This is a genomic window from Wolbachia endosymbiont (group A) of Portevinia maculata, from assembly GCF_964028525.1.
In the GTDB taxonomy this organism is placed as follows: domain Bacteria; phylum Pseudomonadota; class Alphaproteobacteria; order Rickettsiales; family Anaplasmataceae; genus Wolbachia.
Genome location: NZ_OZ034786.1, coordinates 1,337,359 through 1,353,387 on the forward strand (window position 1 = coordinate 1,337,359; position 16,029 = coordinate 1,353,387).

General features: G+C 34.5%; 11 protein-coding genes. 8 read left to right on the forward strand and 3 right to left on the reverse strand.

The window, feature by feature from the left end:
• The first annotated feature begins 209 nt into the window (after positions 1–209).
• A complete protein-coding gene (gene ileS, locus ABWU36_RS06525) occupies positions 210–3,596 on the forward strand; it encodes an isoleucine--tRNA ligase (RefSeq protein ID WP_353273227.1) in 3,387 nt (1,128 codons plus the stop codon).
• Positions 3,597–3,664: 68 nt separating this feature from the next.
• A complete protein-coding gene (locus tag ABWU36_RS06530; protein WP_353273190.1) occupies positions 3,665–6,352 on the forward strand; it encodes a hypothetical protein in 2,688 nt (895 codons plus the stop codon).
• Here ABWU36_RS06530 and pheT read toward each other — a convergent pair.
• Positions 6,346–8,742, reverse strand: a complete 2,397-nt coding sequence (pheT, locus tag ABWU36_RS06535) for a phenylalanine--tRNA ligase subunit beta (RefSeq protein ID WP_353273191.1) — start codon at positions 8,740–8,742, stop codon at positions 6,346–6,348. The genes ABWU36_RS06530 and pheT overlap by 7 nt on opposite strands.
• A 120-nt stretch (positions 8,743–8,862) precedes the next feature.
• Positions 8,863–9,150: a hypothetical protein gene (locus ABWU36_RS06540; protein WP_253309467.1), complete on the reverse strand. Its 288-nt coding sequence runs from the start codon at positions 9,148–9,150 to the stop codon at positions 8,863–8,865.
• Positions 9,151–9,380: 230 nt separating this feature from the next.
• On the opposite strand from ABWU36_RS06540, the gene ABWU36_RS06545 reads away from it, so the two are divergent.
• The 6 genes from ABWU36_RS06545 to ABWU36_RS06570 are packed head-to-tail and all read left to right on the forward strand — an operon-like array spanning position 9,381 to position 13,954.
• Complete coding sequence (locus ABWU36_RS06545) at positions 9,381–10,106, forward strand: F0F1 ATP synthase subunit A (RefSeq protein WP_253309466.1); 726 nt, start codon at positions 9,381–9,383, stop codon at positions 10,104–10,106.
• Positions 10,107–10,165: 59 nt separating this feature from the next.
• Complete coding sequence (locus tag ABWU36_RS06550; RefSeq protein WP_250294934.1) at positions 10,166–10,393, forward strand: F0F1 ATP synthase subunit C; 228 nt, start codon at positions 10,166–10,168, stop codon at positions 10,391–10,393.
• A gap of 3 nt (positions 10,394–10,396) precedes the next feature.
• Complete coding sequence (locus ABWU36_RS06555) at positions 10,397–10,876, forward strand: hypothetical protein (RefSeq protein ID WP_264688424.1); 480 nt, start codon at positions 10,397–10,399, stop codon at positions 10,874–10,876.
• A gap of 8 nt (positions 10,877–10,884) precedes the next feature.
• Complete coding sequence (locus tag ABWU36_RS06560; RefSeq protein ID WP_064125097.1) at positions 10,885–11,361, forward strand: hypothetical protein; 477 nt, start codon at positions 10,885–10,887, stop codon at positions 11,359–11,361.
• A gap of 14 nt (positions 11,362–11,375) precedes the next feature.
• Entirely contained in the window at positions 11,376–12,974 is a 1,599-nt protein-coding gene (locus ABWU36_RS06565; RefSeq protein ID WP_353273228.1) for a glycosyltransferase family 2 protein, read from the forward strand.
• Positions 12,956–13,954 carry a COX15/CtaA family protein gene (locus tag ABWU36_RS06570; RefSeq protein WP_253309463.1) on the forward strand — a complete coding sequence of 333 codons (999 nt, stop codon included), beginning with the start codon at positions 12,956–12,958 and terminating at the stop codon, positions 13,952–13,954. Before ABWU36_RS06565 ends, ABWU36_RS06570 begins: the two co-directional genes overlap by 19 nt.
• Here ABWU36_RS06570 and ABWU36_RS06575 read toward each other — a convergent pair.
• Positions 13,937–16,015, reverse strand: a complete 2,079-nt coding sequence (locus ABWU36_RS06575) for an acetyl-CoA carboxylase biotin carboxylase subunit (RefSeq protein WP_353273192.1) — start codon at positions 16,013–16,015, stop codon at positions 13,937–13,939. The genes ABWU36_RS06570 and ABWU36_RS06575 overlap by 18 nt on opposite strands.
• Positions 16,016–16,029 lie beyond the last annotated feature (14 nt).

The following is a 16,029-nucleotide window of genomic DNA, read 5'->3' on the forward strand; positions in this document are numbered from 1 at the left end:
CGACAACCGTCATCCCGCTACTTGTTAGCGGGATCTAGAGATACCGTGACGATATGACGGTTAAGCTGAGATACCGCGAATGAATCGCGGTATGACGTGGGATTGTGTTAGCTATAGGGTGTGGGGTGCAGGAATAAGTTTGTTTCTTTTTGCATTTGTAATTTTCTAGAAAGCCCTATATTCTTTGGCTTTATCCGGTCAAAATGAACATGAAGTCAAAGCATTATCCTGATACAGTAAGTAGTCCTGATTTTTCGTCGTTAGAAAAAGAAATCATAAAATTTTGGCAGGAAAATAAAGTTTTTGAGCGGTCAGTTGGAGAACGTTCCAAGGATAATTGTTTTGTGTTTTATGATGGGCCTCCGTTTGCAAATGGACTTCCACATTATGGACATTTACTCACTGGTTTCATCAAAGACGCATTTGCAAGATATCAAACTATGCTTCAAAAAAGGGTTGAACGTAGATTTGGTTGGGATTGCCATGGATTACCGGCTGAGATGGGTGCAGAAAAAGAACTTGGAATATCTGGTAGAACTGAGATAGAAAAATTCGGCATTGAAAAATTCAATAACCATTGTCGTACTTCTGTAATGAGATTTTCATCAGAGTGGGAAAAATATGTCAATAGGCAGGCAAGGTGGGTGGATTTTCATAATGACTATAAAACCATGGATAAATCATTCATGGAGTCGGTCATGTGGGCATTTAAACAGCTTTATGATAAGGGTCTAGTGTATGAATCAGTACGCGTTGTTCCATATAGCTGGGCGTGCGAAACTCCATTATCCAATTTTGAAACAAGGCTTGATAACGCATATAGAGAAAAGACTAGCAAAGCTGTAACTGTTGCATTTGAGCTTTTAGAAAACCCACAGCAGTTTAAAAGTGTTAAACAAAAATGTAAATTACTTGCTTGGACTACAACTCCTTGGACTCTTCCTAGCAATCTGGCATTGGCGATAGGAAAGGACATCAAGTATTGTGCAGTGTCAGTCCACTCTTTGGTGTCATCCCAGCGCGTGACGCTGGAATCTATTTCTGGATCCCAGTGTCGAAGCACTGGGATGACAGAAGTTAATGAAAGGAGTTCAGTGAAGAGTGAAATTTATATTTTCGCTGAAAGCTACCTAGAAAAATTTATCAGCCACTCTGAACAAAACAATATTCCATATGAAAACTGCAATATAAAACTTAAAGCGAATGATCTTGCAGGCCTTTCCTATAAGCCGCTGTTTGATTACTTTAAAGATACAAAGAATGCATTCCGTGTTTTTGTTGCTGATTATGTTACAGGAGAAGATGGTACTGGCGTTGTACACACTGCTCCTGGATTTGGTGAGGAAGATTTTTACCTTTGCCAAAGCCATGATATTCCAGTTATTTGTCCAATTGATAACAGTGGAAAATTTACTGCTGAAGTTTCAGATTTGGCAGGGGTTCATGTTTTTGATACCAATGATACAGTAATAAAAAAATTGAAAGAACAAGGAAACTGGTTCAAAACTGAACAATATATTCACAATTATCCACACTGCTGGAGAACTGACACTCCTTTGATCTATCGCACTATGCCTTCTTGGTATGTTGCCGTTACAAAATTCAAAAGCAGAATGGTAGAGCTAAATAAGAGAGTTAATTGGATACCAAACCACATTAGAGATGGTCAATTTGGAAAATGGCTTGAAGGGGCACATGACTGGTCAATTTCACGCAATCGATTCTGGGGTACTCCGATTCCTGTGTGGCAATCAGATGATACAAGATATCCAAGAGTGGATGTATATGGTTCGATAGAAGAACTAGAGCGAGATTTTAATGTTAAAGTAGATGATTTGCACAGACCATTTATCGATACTTTAACGAGGCCAAATCCTGATGATCCAACAGGAAAATCAGTTATGCGTCGTGTGCCTGACGTATTTGACTGCTGGTTTGAATCTGGCTCGATGCCATTCGCACAAGTCCACTATCCGTTTGAAAATAAGGAGTGGTTTGAAACTGCAGATTTTATCACTGAATACATAGCGCAAACCAGGGGGTGGTTTTATACGCTCTTTGTATTGTCCACTGCTTTGTTTGATAGGGAACCATTTAAGAACTGCATATGCCACGGTGTTGTTTTGGATGTAAAAGGGCAAAAATTGTCCAAGCGTTTGAATAACTATGCAGATCCAATGGAGGTTTTTGATAGATACGGTTCTGATGCACTGCGTTTTCTTATGCTTTCTGGATCTATTGTTTGTGGTGGTAATTTGCTACTTGATAAAGAAGGGAATTTAGTACGAGACGTTCTGAAAAACGTAATAAAACCTATTTGGAACAGTTATCACTTTTTTACCATGTATGCAAATGCAGATGGAATTAAAGCTGAAGTTTGTAAGGATTATCAAAGTACTATTGATCGCTACATGATTTCCAAATGTTTTGAAGCTGTAGAAAGTATCCAAACTTCTATGAACAGCTATAACTCCCAAGAGGCTTGCAAAATTTTGATGAACTTTTTTGAAGTGCTAAATAATTGGTATATTCGTCGCAGTCGCGAGCGTTTTTGGAAAAGTGATTTGGATCAGGATAAAACTGATGCTTATAATGTTCTATATACGGTTTTTTATTACATACTAAGAGCTGCAGCCCCTTTGTTGCCACTTATAACAGAGAATATATGGCAAGGGCTTAAGTATGAAGAAACATCTGTTCATTTGGCTGATTTCCCACAATTAGAGAAGTTTGATAGTCAGCTCATTGCCAAAATGGATCTAGTGAGAGAGATATGTAACTCTGCACTCTCTATTAGAAACACTTTTAATATACGTATCAGACAGCCACTTGGCAGTATGATCATTTATCATCAGTCTTCCTGTAGTTTTCTTGAAGGTGAGCCGTTTTCTGTCATCCCAGTGCGTGACACTGGGATCCAGTGTGCTGAAAACTCAAATGAGTACCAAGAGATGATAAAAGATGAGGTAAATGTAAAAAAACTGAAGTTAGTAAACAGACTTGAAGATATTGCATCACTAGAGTTAAAACTCAACTTCCCTGTGCTTGGAAAAAGAATTCCGGAGAAGATTAAGACACTGGTTCAATATGTTAAACAAGGAAAGTGGAAACAAGTTGAATCCGGTGTCATCCGAGTAGCTGACACTGGGATCCAGACGCAGATTCCAGCGTCACGCGCTGGAATGACAGAAAGAGGTCTCATATTTTTGGGGGACGAGTCAGAAAATTATATCATAGAAAAAGGCGAATATGAACTATTATTAAAAGCAAACAGTGAATTCTCCTCTGTATTTGATAACAACAAAGGGGTTATTATCCTAAACACTACTTTAAATGATGAATTGATTCTAGAAGGGCTTGCAAGAGATGTAGTGAGGCTCATTCAGGAAACTAGGAAACAAGCTGATTTTCATATGTCCGATAGAATCAGAGTAATAATCAAAACAGAAGATGAGAAAATTAAGGAAGCAATAAATACGTGGATTGAATATATAAAAGAGCAGACCCTTGCCTTATCTTTGGACATTAATACAGAAATTGGAACTAACTTTTATTCTAAGGAATATCAGGATTTAAATGTTAGCATTGAGCGTTAGATTTTTAATAAAGTTGCAAGATTGTCAGTATTTATGCTATACTTAAGGTAATTGGATAAGGTTATGGTATGAATGCTGTTGTAGGTTGTGAGGAAGTTGTTGACTTAAATAACAATAGTGGTGATTTAGATGCATTAAATGGACAACCTAATTTACAAAGAGAATCTTTTGCTACTTCAGAAAAACAGGAAGGACCTGTTGCTACTTTGGAAGAGCAAGAATCTGTTAGTAATTTAAAAAAAATAGGTGCTGATTTTAGCATTCCACTAAGTATATTTCATTATAAAGGTTACGGCTCCGATTTTTTTACTTCCTGGTATAATATATCAAGCGAAATATTTAAGGAAATAAACAGAGCTTGCCTGGAGAAGAAAGTATTAAATTCAGCTCTATCAGTTTTAATGTTTCCTTATGTTGCTTCTGTTGCATTGGGGTTAGTTATATATAAAACAAACAGTAAAACACAAACCAGTTCAGAGGAAAGTAAAACAAAAAAGAGTGAGGTAAGTACAGCAAAAAGATTGGCATATGGCGTTCTTGCTGCAATTGCAATTCTTGTTGATATAGCTGTGCTTATAGCCTTAATTATTCCTGCAACACCCGCCTTAGCTACTTTTTATCTTACAAACAGAAAGTTATCTCATTCTTTGGTTGCTGCTCTAAAAATAAGTAATGGGTTATATCAGAATGAACACCAGAATATTGAAGTGTCTTTTCGTGAAATAGATGCTGGTAAGTCGGACATTAAGTGGGATATGGAAGTTAAGTTTCCACCGCAATTTGAACAATTACTTAGAGATTTATATGAAGATAAAGATGGTAGTTGGTTTAATGTTGCACGTGATTCAGAACATAATACCATACTGAAATTATCAGCTAATATCAATTTAAAAAACGGCCTTAGGCCTTTACGTAATGAGATCAAGAATGTGCTTGCAATTTCGATTCAGGAATTCGCAAAGACTATGGAAGAGCTAATGAAGCTAGAAGGAAAAGATATTACATATGATAAGCTGAAGGAACTGTTGAACGAATTCAGACTGAAAGTGGTGGATAGTGTAGATTCTAAACTGGTGAATTACTTAATACAAAATGCTTATCGAGTTGCTTTTATACAAGCAATTAAATTTGCACAAAAAAGAAGAGAGGAAAAGGAAGATTTTTCATTAGAAGAAAGACTGAAAGAGGTATTAGTGGAGCAAGAACTGAAAAGCCAAGGTAAGGAATTGCCGACTGAAAAGGAAATGATACTAGAAGATCTAAAAAAAACAGGAGCAAAAGTACCAGATGACTTGGACGATAGAGGGCTTCCTATGTTTAAAGCAAAATGGAAACAGCTTATAAAAGAAGGGAAAATAGCTGAAAGGACAATAATTAATACTTATGAAGATATGTACCCTCAAGAAACAAAGAAAGCTCTAGATAATGCTGAAAGAGAGATTAAGGATTTAAGAGAAATAGGACAGAAAAGATATAATGGGATATGTGAAAAATTAAAAGAGATGCATAAAAATAGGAAAAACGGTAACTTAAAAGATGGTGCTTTAAAAAGGAAATTAGAAGATCTTTTTAAATTTGAATATGATGATCAAAAAGTTGAGGAAAGGCTAATAGAATCGAGAATAAGGACTATTAACACTCTACTGAGTAAGTCAGATAAAAAAATAAAGCAATCTTTAGCAGAAGATTTTAGTGAATTAAAGGAAACAAGGACTTCGGATAAAGTGAATGACTTTGTAGAGAAGATGTATTTAGAAATAACAAGATGTAGAATTCAAGAGTTATTTGAAAAGCAAGGGGAAAGTATAAAGAATGTAGAAGATAATAAGGACATGCTATTCAATGGAGAAGATGAAAAACGTCTAGTAAACAAGATTGTTTCTTATCGAAAAGAAATTGGAGAATATTTTACGCAACCTACAAGACTGAAGGAAATAATAGGAAAGCAGAATGAGGATTTGGATGTTGAGAAAAATAGTAAAGAAGAGAAATCTTCAAGTATGGAGTTAATAGAGTTATGCTTGCGAAATAACCAAGAAATTTTAGAAGCATTAGAGCAATTAGAGTTAAAAAAAGAAGGATTGTTGATAAATGAAGAAACAAAAAATAATTATAGAGAAGAGCTGGAATCTCGTGAAAAAATAAAATTTGCAATAATAGAAGATGATTTACTGAAAGCGTTCGAGCATGAAACTTTTAACGAAGAAGCAATTAAGAGATTATTAGAGGAAGCGGAACTTGAGTACTATTTGGCAGAAAGATGCATCAAATATCCTGTGATTAAAACGAAAGATAATATCAAGCATTTTTGTCAAGATTTATTGTCTCCTCTGGTAGACAGGTTAGCGAACCTCATAATAAATAATGTACCAAAAGATAATGGGAATAGTTTGTGGAAGATTTGGAACTCTCTTAAAGTTGGTTTTAATTATAATGTGATTGGATGGTCAGCTACCGTAAACAAAGATAAGAGCACAGAAGGAAAAGCGTTGAGTGTGGCACATGATACTCATAAGGAAATAGAGACATTTCTTCAACATTTCGAATCAAGTTATGAAGAAGTAGGAGCCTTGATAGGTGATGTATTTTCTGATGATGGGAAAACATTTAAAAATGATGTATGGCCTAAAGTAGAAGAGCATTTGCATGGAATGTGGAATAGATTTTTTAAGGATGTTGAATTCAAGATTGGGAATAGATTGGATGAAGTAAGTGTGACACAGCAAAAGCAGAACACTATGATTGTGACTCAATGATGAGTTCTCAAAGTTCCTCCGGTATTTTCATATACCAAATTGACTATAGCACTTGATTCTTTTTGGATCTCTTTTTCAGTTAAAGTGTGGATTGGAGAGCAGAAAGTAACTGACAATGCTATAGACATCTTATTCGGTTCTATATTGTTTCCATGGTATACGTCAAATACTAAAACTTCTGTGATGAGCTCTGAGCTTTTTTTTACCACATTGATTATGTTACCTACTTCCACATCCTTATTTACAATAAATGCAAAATCACGTTTTACACTTTGGTATTTATAATCGATAAATTTCTTTCTACTTACAGGTAAATTTTCAATATTTTCTAGTATTACCTCAAAACCTACAACTTTTTGCTTGATGTCAAAAAGATCTAATATATTAGGATGCAACTCTCCAAAATAACCTGCTACTTTATTCTTAAAAGAGAGAGTGCCTGACTTTCCTGGGTGGTAATGTTCTTTTTCTGCTCTCTCTATCGTTAAATTATCGCAATTGACGTTAAAAAACTCCAAAGCTGCTATGCAATCAGCCTTTGCGTCAAAAACATCTACTTTCCTATCAATATTATAATGGTTTCGCGGTAAATTATTTCCTGTTCTTATTCCACTTAAGACATGTTTAGACTGAGCTTCACCATCGTAAATCGGCCCAATTTCGAAGATTGCAAGATCAGATACTCCATGGGCAATATTATCAGCAGTGACTTGCAATAAATTTGGCATAATACTTGGTCTCATCATATTAAAGTTATTGTTAAACGGATTATCGATGATAAATAACTTATTCGAGTAACCAAATTTTTCAGCTGTTGATTCACTCATAAATGACCAGGTTAGCACTTCATGAAACCCTCTGTTTGTCATCAAAATACGCAAATTGTCGTATGTACTATCTACTTCTTCAACATTATTTGGTAGTGGTTCTTCTTTTATTTTGTCATAGCCGTATATTCTTGTTACTTCTTCAATTAGGTCAGCAGGTATAGTCACGTCCGGTCTCCAGCTTGGTACTTGTACATTCCAATTGCCTTCGGTTTTTTTATCAATACTAAACCCTAGTTTCGTTAAGATATCGAACGTCTCATCAGGTGATACAGATACACTTCCAAACTTGTTTATATCTTGGTAATCAAGGCTTATCTTAGCATCATTCCGGCATGGTTTTTTCTGGATCCCAGTGTCAGCTACTTGGATGACAGAGGTGTATTCTTTATCTAGATTACCGGCAGACACTACGCTTGAGACTTCTCCACCACATAAATCCAAAATCATTTTGGCTGCAAGATTGAGTCCATCAAGGGTAAATCCAGGATCGATTGAACGTGCAAATCTGTAACTAGCGTCTGTGGAGATGCTGAGCTGTCTTGAAGATTTAGTGATAGAGATTGGATCGAGCAAAGCTAATTCCAAAAAAATATTGGTGGTTTCAAGAGTACATTCACTGCACTTTCCACCTATAATTCCAGCAACTCCATGAATATTTTTACTATCAGAATAAATGTTTATATTATTGTCCAGTAAATATTCCTTACCATTTAAAGCAAAGAAGCTTTCTCCATCATTTGCTTTTCTTATTGTAAGTTTGCCATCTACTTTGTTTGCATCAAACGCATGCATTGGACGATTAAAAGATATCATAATATAGTTAGTAATGTCAACTATTGTAGAAATGGAGCGCATTCCTATCGATTCCAATTTATCTTTTAGCCACTTTGGGCTTTCTTGATTTTTTACATTGGCGATGTATATTCCACTAATAAAACTTTCTCCGTCAGTCACTTCAACATCGATTGGTGAATTTATGGAGCTGGTAAGTTGTGGAATGCTTAAAGTCTTTAATGTCCCAATTCCAGTTGCAGCAAGGTCGCGAGCTATTCCATAAATGCCTAAGCAATCTCCACGGTTTGGAGTAACATTTATATCAATTACAGGGTCACAATTGAAAAATTTATCCCCTACTTTATAATCATCGGAAAGCTCGATTATTCCTTCACTTTCCTCTTGAACTAGCGCAAGTTCAGAAGCAGAGCAGAGCATCCCTTCACTTAGCACTCCTCGTATTTTTGTAGGCTTGATTGTGAAATCACTTTCTGGCAATGTGCTACCAAGAGATGCAAGCACAGTTTTCATACCTTCTCTAACATTGTTTGCTCCGCAAACTATTTGTAGAGTTTTACTTCTGTCATCTACTTTACATAATTTTAATTTATCGGCATTTGGATGAGGTGCAACTTCTAATACTTTTGCAACAATAAAACCAGCTAATTTGGTATTGTCGATCACATCTTCTACTTCTAACCCTATGTGAGTTAATTTATCGGTAATTTCTTCTAAACTAGCATTGGTTTCTAAGTATTCTAATAACCAAGATAATGTGAATTTCATGAACCTTTAAAGAAATAAAAGAGTTATTGTAATATAAAATGTAGTGCTTTTAAAGCTTGTTGTAATGGAATAAAAGGTAACTTCTACATCATAAACAAGGATGCAGAAGTTTTTGTAATTTTATATATTATTGTAGAGAGAATTTATCTTCTCGATATCACCTTTTAAATCTATCTCCATAGAGAGCTTAAGATTCATATTGTGGTTATCTTCATGGAAGTTATGAATGTAACCATCAATAGTTAAGTTTCCTATCATATTATGGCTTTTATCTAGTATTTCGCTTCCCATTTGATAATGGCCAGTATATTCGTTAAAGGAGCCATCTGTTAGTTTAATGTATCCACTACCAAATTCCTGCTCTAAATTTAAAGGATGATTAGTGTTAATAAAATCTATTTCGTTCATAATAATACCTCACTAAAAATTAAATTATAATTAAAATAAGATGTTAAGTCAAGATATTGAATTATTTAATAAGATTAGTAAGTTTTAAAATACAGAGCTGACTGTAATTAACACTCTAATTACATATTTTGTTAATGTATCAATGTTATAATGATACAGGGCTTTATCTTAATTCTTGACTTTGTCCTATAAAATTCATACTTTATTTACTGTTTATAGTTCAGATTAAAATGGCATTAAATCCACTGGAACAGTTTAAAGTATATACAATAATAGAGTTACCTAGGTTATTTGGGTATGACGTAAGCTTTACCAATTCATCTCTTTTCATGATGATTTCGGTGATATTGGTGATACTCTTTTTGCTTTTTGGAATAAAGAAGGGGTCAGTAATACCAGGATATTTGCAAGCTGCAGTTGAATATGTATATGATTTTGTTGTTTCAATAATAGAAAGTAACACTGGAAGCAAAGGCTTGCAGCACATTCCATTGATATTTACAGTGTTTATTTTCATTTTATCATGTAATTTGGTTGGTGTTCTTCCTTATAGTTTCACGGTCACAAGTCATGTGATAGTCACCTTCGCTTTATCGATGGTGGTTTTTATTTATATAACGATTGTTGGATTTAAAGAAAGGGGAGTAGAATTTTTACGCATATTGCTACCAAAAGGAACTCCTTCGTGGCTTGCACCTATAATAATTATTATTAAGTTGTTTGCTTATTTAGTAAGGCCGATTAGCCTATCAATAAGGCTTGCAGCAAATATGATTGCGGGTCATACAATTATCAAAGTGATAGCAGGGTTTATTGTAAATATGAACATATTTCTCACTCCTGCGCCGTTTTTGTTCATAATTGCATTGATAGGGTTTGAAGTATTTGTTGCAGTTTTACAAGCTTATATATTTACTATATTAACATGTGTATATTTGTCAGATGCAGTAAAGTAATTGACTTCCTTGCAGAATATTTTACAATTATATTATAAAGAAATGTTTAAAGGTAATATATGGATTTAGTAGCTTTAAAATTTATAGCAATTGGTTTAGTTGCGTTTGGAATGCTCGGTGCTGGTTTAGGTATAGCTAATATCTTTTCTGCTATGCTGAATGGGATTGCGAGGAATCCTGAATCGGAAGGTAAAATGAAAACTTACGTTTATATTGGTGCTGCTATGGTTGAAATAATGGGATTGCTTGCGTTTTTACTTGCAGTATTATTAATATTTGTTGCTTAACACATGCCACAGCTTGATGTTTCAAACTTCTTTTCTCAAGTTTTTTGGTTTTTAATTTTTTTCTCTTCACTTTTTTTCGTAGTAAGTTGTTTATTTTTACCAAAGTTAGATGAAATAATAAGCACTAGAAGTAAAAAAGTATTGGATTCTTTTAATAGTTCTGTTCATCTTTTAAGACTCACGGAAGAGCAGATTGCCAAGTATAATGCCGCTTTAAACCAAGCTAGAATACAGGCAAAAAGGATCATAGATGATGCACTTGCTCAGGTAGAAGAAATGAGAGCTAATGTTAAGAATATATTAGAAGAGGAAGACAAAAAAATGAGCAAGCTTATTGAAGAAAAAGTGGCAGAATTTAAATCTGAATATACTGATCAGTTAAAACAAATGGCTACTAGTATTGCTTTAATTTATTATACTAAATTGACCAATTCTGAAATTGAAGAGGAGTTTGTTGCTGACTTGGTGTCCAAAGAATTTTAGGGGTTTTTATGTCTACATCACTGATTATCGGTCTTGCCTTCTTGGTAAGTTTTGTCCTTTCGTATAAATTGCTAAAGAAAGTGATAAAAAATGCGCTTAACAATAAGCGTAACAAAAGCAAATTTTCAAGTGAAGAAACTGAAAAATTCAGGAAAGATATGTTGGAGTATTACAAAAAATCTTCTGAAAAATACAAAGAATTAGATGCAGAAGTTAATAAAATGATGAATGAAGCACTTGATAAAGCTAATAGTATCATTAAGCACAATAGACAGCAGCTAGATCAGACATTAGATGACAATGCCCATTCTAACTTGAAGAAAGTCACTGACCAAGTTGAAAAAGCTCTTGGAGACTTACAGGCTAACACAGCGAATATAGCTGCTGATGCTGTAAAAAAAATAATGCATGAACGTAAAGATGATAAGCGTAGTAGCGAGGTCATATCTTCATTTTCACGTGACTTAAATAAAAAATTGCATTAGGTTTAATGCAACAATTGCCTATACTTCAAGCTGATAATGTAGAAAAAATTAAGTTTGATTCTAGTTTATGCAAAGAGCAAGAGAAACTTTTTTACTATAAATTTAATATAATTCCTTGGCAAAAATTAAATGATACTACTTTTTTTATGGTTGAAGACACAAGCCGAGATATCAACCGTTGGGTCGAAGCTCATTATGGTATTGACTATGTATTAATAAAAGTGGATAGCGAACAGATTTTAAATCTTCTTAACTCGCACTTTGGTATTTCAGAATTTGCAAGCAACTACTTATATTACAAGAATGCTAATTTTTCAGCTAAAAGCATTAAACTAAGCTCAATATTTTTTGCTTCTTTCTTTATTGTAACTTCAATTTTAACACTAACAGAGAAATATACATATTTTGCTTTGATGTTGATATTTATAATCGGATGTTCTAGTTATTTATTCAAGTTTATAGCTACAATTTTTAACTTATGTGAAACCTCCAACCAAAAAGTGGATTATAGTAAGCTGAATGAAGAAGATTTTCCTATATATACTATTTTATTGCCTGCTTTTAAAGAAAGTGCAGTGATAGAGCAATTGATCGAAAGCATTGAAAGTTTGGATTATCCAAAATCGAAATTAGATGTGAAGCTTCAGGTAGAAAGTGATGACCAGGAAACGCTAGCAGCTATAGAAAAGTACACTTTACCACAGTATTTTGAAGTAATAAAAGTGCCTCATTCTTTGCCTAGAACAAAAGCCAAGTCATGCAATTATGCTATGAGCTTTGCTAGAGGAAAGTATGCAGTAATATATGATGCGGATGATAAACCAGACCCATTGCAGTTAAAAAAAGCACTGATTGAATTTAATAAGGGCGACGATAAGCTTGCCTGTGTACAGGCAAGGTTGAATTACTATAATTATGATCATAATTTTCTGACAAAATCCTTTTCTCTGGAGTATATGAACTGGTTTCAATACTTATTGCCTGGATTCCAAAAAATGAACATGCCAATGCCTTTGGGTGGTAGCAGTAATCATTTTTCAGTAAAAATTCTAAAAAAATTGTTTTTCTGGGATGCTTATAGTGTTACCGAAGATGCTGACCTTGGTTTGAGACTTGCGCAAATGGGATATAAAACCAGGATGATTGACTCAGAAACATTGGAAGAGTCACCAATTGCTGTATTTGCTTGGATTAAGCAAAGAGCGCGCTGGATCAAAGGCTATATGCAAACTTATATTGTTCATTTAAAAAATATAAAGTCACTTTATAAACACACTGGATTTAAGGGAATTTTGCTATTGAATCTTTTTGTTGGCTCTGCAGCTTTTATATTTTTTACTACTCCATTTTTACTGCTTTCATTGATATTAACTAAAGTTTTAAATGAATTATTTTTGTACTACTTTGTAGTGGTATACGTTACTAACCTGATTCTTTTGGTAATAGCTGTCAAACAGCAAAAGATGCCTTTTTATTTTTATATAGTATCGATATTTTTTCCGGTCTATAGTCTGCTACATAGTGTTGCAGCTTTTCTTGACTTATGGGAATTTATTCTTTACCCTGAGCGATGGAACAAAACTCAGCATGGTTTATGGAATCAAAACCTGTAGCTATTTGGCTTTTTCTCTGCTGTATTATGGTAATTCTCATGGTGGGGATTGGTGGATTTACCAGACTTTCAAAAGCAGGATTGTCAATCACGGAGTGGAAACCCATCACTGGAACATTGCCACCACTGAGTGGACAAGATTGGCTACAAGAAAAATTAAAATATGAAACTACACCTGAGTATAAAGCATTCAACTATGGTATGAGTATGGAGGAATTTCAGGCTATATACTTAATAGAATATGTACACAGATTGGTTGCAAGACTAACAGGTTTAGTTTTTGTCCTGCCATTTATATATTTTACATTAAGAAGAAAAATATCTAAAAAGGTAGTAATAAGGCTATTTGTGGCATTATTATTTGGAGCTTTACAAGCTTTTGCTGGTTGGTATATGGTTAAAAGTGGTTTAGTAACTGAACCTCATGTTAGCCACTATAGGCTTGCACTTCACTTATTATTAGCATTAATTGTCTTTGCATTATTGTCATATCAATTTTTTGATTACCAAATCAGGCCAAAGCAAACTAAACTTAAGATTAGTAGTGACACTATATACTACACAGGGATGATTTTGGCCCTAATTGTAATACAAATAATTTTCGGTGCGTTTGTTGCGGGATTAAATGCTGGTTTGATTTACAATACCTTTCCACTAATGGACGGACAAATCGTTCCAGAAGATTTATTTTTCTTACACCCTATATGGCTGAATATCTTTGAGAACAGAGCAACAGTGCAATTTATACATCGAGCACTGGCATTGCTAATACTAGCTTTGGTAGTAATACTCACAGTAAAAAATGCTAGCGTAAAACCGGTATATATTATGCTGCTCTCCGTTATCATTCAGATCATTTTGGGTGTAATTACTCTATTATTGCACATACCAATAGCCATTGCCATAGCTCATCAAGTGTTTTCATTTATCTTGTTTGGGTCAAGTTTATACTTCTTGTGTTATTTAAGAAAGCAGAGCTAATACTACATCACCAATCTGCACATTTTTTCCTTCTTGAACGAGAATATTTTTTATCACCATTGCTGCTTCAGCACATATGATATTTTCCATTTTCATTGCCTCCACCACAAATAAAGGTTGTCCTATTTCCACCTGATCTCCTATATTTACGTGCAACTTAACTAATAAGCCAGATATTGGGGATTTTACAGCATCTGCTGAAATCCCTTCTGTTTCATTATTTAGCATTAACCTACTTAATTCAGCTACATGAGGCTTAAATATACAACACTCAGCTTTCATGCCTGCATGTCTTATGAAGTATTTGCTGCCTTGTTTTTCTACTTTAAATGTTATATCAGCATCATCATTAATTGTAATATATAGTAACTTATGACTTGATTTCCACTTGCCTACTACAGAGTATGTATTGTGGTTATATACTGTTGTTAATATATTATCTTGATATCTTGCACTTACGGAGTACTCATTGTCATTTATATTCACTATGAATAAATCTCTTGCACGGTCACCTGCCATCCGAGTAGCTGATACTGGTGCCCCTTCTTTTTTACTAGATTCCAGTGTCACGCACTGGAATGACACCTGAGGTGTTTCATTCACTGCTTTATGATGGTACCTTTCTTCATTTTCCAAATGAACATATAACGCAGTGAAAATAAATATTTTAATATACTCCTCTGTAACAAAATCGCCGTGAAACCCACTAGGGTAATGGTCTGGAATGAATCTCGTATGGAGCTTTGCTGCAATAAAATTTGGGTGATGGAAGATGGATTCTAGAAATTCTATATTATTTGTTACTCCTTCTATATAGCATTCAGACAATGCTTTTTGCATTCTACTGATCGCTTCTACTCTATCTTTTCCATATGTTATAACTTTTGCAATCATTGAGTCATAGAACGTGCTAATTTCTGAACCTGCAGCAACTCCATCATCTATTCTTACATAATCATTTTCATCCGGTTTATCGTAATATTTTATTCTTCCGCTGGAAGGGAAAAATTTCTTCGATGGGTCTTCAGCGCAAATTCTACTTTCTATTGCAGAACCAGTAAGTTTAATATCATCCTGATTGAATCTCAATTTCTCTCCATAGGAAGTTCTAATCATTTCTTCTACTATGTCTATTCCAGTTATAAATTCTGTTACTGGATGCTCAACTTGCAATCTCGTATTTACCTCAAGAAAATAGAAGTTTTGGTCTTTATCTACAACAAACTCAACAGTGCCTGCTGAAAAATAGCCAACTTGCTTTGCCAGAGAAACACATTGGACATACATTTTTTGTCTTACTTCTTCACTAATGAATGGACTTGGCGTTTCTTCCATTATTTTCTGGTTATTCCTTTGTATCGAGCATTCTCTTTCTCCAAGACACACTATATTGCCATATTTATCTGCTATGATTTGTATTTCAATATGTCTTGGTAGTTCTATATATTTCTCTATAAAGATACTGCCATCCTTAAAACTTTTCTCTGCTTCATTTGTTGCTGATGTGAACGCTAGTTCAATTTCTTTTTTGGAATTTACAATTCGCATTCCTTTGCCACCACCGCCTGATGCAGCTTTAAGCATAACCGGAAAGCCAATTTCTTCAGCAACGATGGCTGCATGAGCGACATCTTTAATCTTGCCCATATATCCTGGTACTACATTTACTCTAGCCTTTCTTGCCTCTTCTTTTGCCGTTATTTTATTGGCTGTAACTTCTATTGTTTCTGCACTGGGACCGATGAAGTCTATATTATGTTTTTGAAGAGCACGTGGAAAATCTGGATTTTCCGCTAAAAACCCATAACCAGGATGAACTGCCTGTGCACCTGTTTCAACTGCTACCTCGCATATTTTTTCGATGTTTAAGTAACTGAGGCAAGATGGCGAAGGGCCAATATACCTCGACTCATCTGCTTGCCTTACATGCACAGAATTTATATCCGCATCCGAATATACGCATACACAAGATATATCCATCTTATGGGCAGTTCTGATAATCCTGCAAGCAATCTCTCCTCTGTTTGCTATTAAAATCTTACTGTACTTCTTTTCCGTCATCGTATCAGTATACT

Excerpts from the sequence above, each read along its gene's own strand:
- pheT (WP_353273191.1), bottom strand. The coding sequence starts at position 8,742 with ATGAAATTCACATTATCTTGGTTATTAGAATACTTAGAAACCAATGCT.
- ABWU36_RS06545 (WP_253309466.1), top strand. The coding sequence starts at position 9,381 with ATGGCATTAAATCCACTGGAACAGTTTAAAGTATATACAATAATAGAG.
- ABWU36_RS06550 (WP_250294934.1), top strand. The coding sequence starts at position 10,166 with ATGGATTTAGTAGCTTTAAAATTTATAGCAATTGGTTTAGTTGCGTTT.
- ABWU36_RS06560 (WP_064125097.1), top strand. The coding sequence starts at position 10,885 with ATGTCTACATCACTGATTATCGGTCTTGCCTTCTTGGTAAGTTTTGTC.
- ABWU36_RS06570 (WP_253309463.1), top strand. The coding sequence starts at position 12,956 with ATGGAATCAAAACCTGTAGCTATTTGGCTTTTTCTCTGCTGTATTATG.
- ABWU36_RS06555 (WP_264688424.1), top strand. The coding sequence starts at position 10,397 with ATGCCACAGCTTGATGTTTCAAACTTCTTTTCTCAAGTTTTTTGGTTT.
- ABWU36_RS06540 (WP_253309467.1), bottom strand. The coding sequence starts at position 9,150 with ATGAACGAAATAGATTTTATTAACACTAATCATCCTTTAAATTTAGAG.
- ABWU36_RS06530 (WP_353273190.1), top strand. The coding sequence starts at position 3,665 with ATGAATGCTGTTGTAGGTTGTGAGGAAGTTGTTGACTTAAATAACAAT.
- ABWU36_RS06575 (WP_353273192.1), bottom strand. The coding sequence starts at position 16,015 with ATGACGGAAAAGAAGTACAGTAAGATTTTAATAGCAAACAGAGGAGAG.
- ileS (WP_353273227.1), top strand. The coding sequence starts at position 210 with ATGAAGTCAAAGCATTATCCTGATACAGTAAGTAGTCCTGATTTTTCG.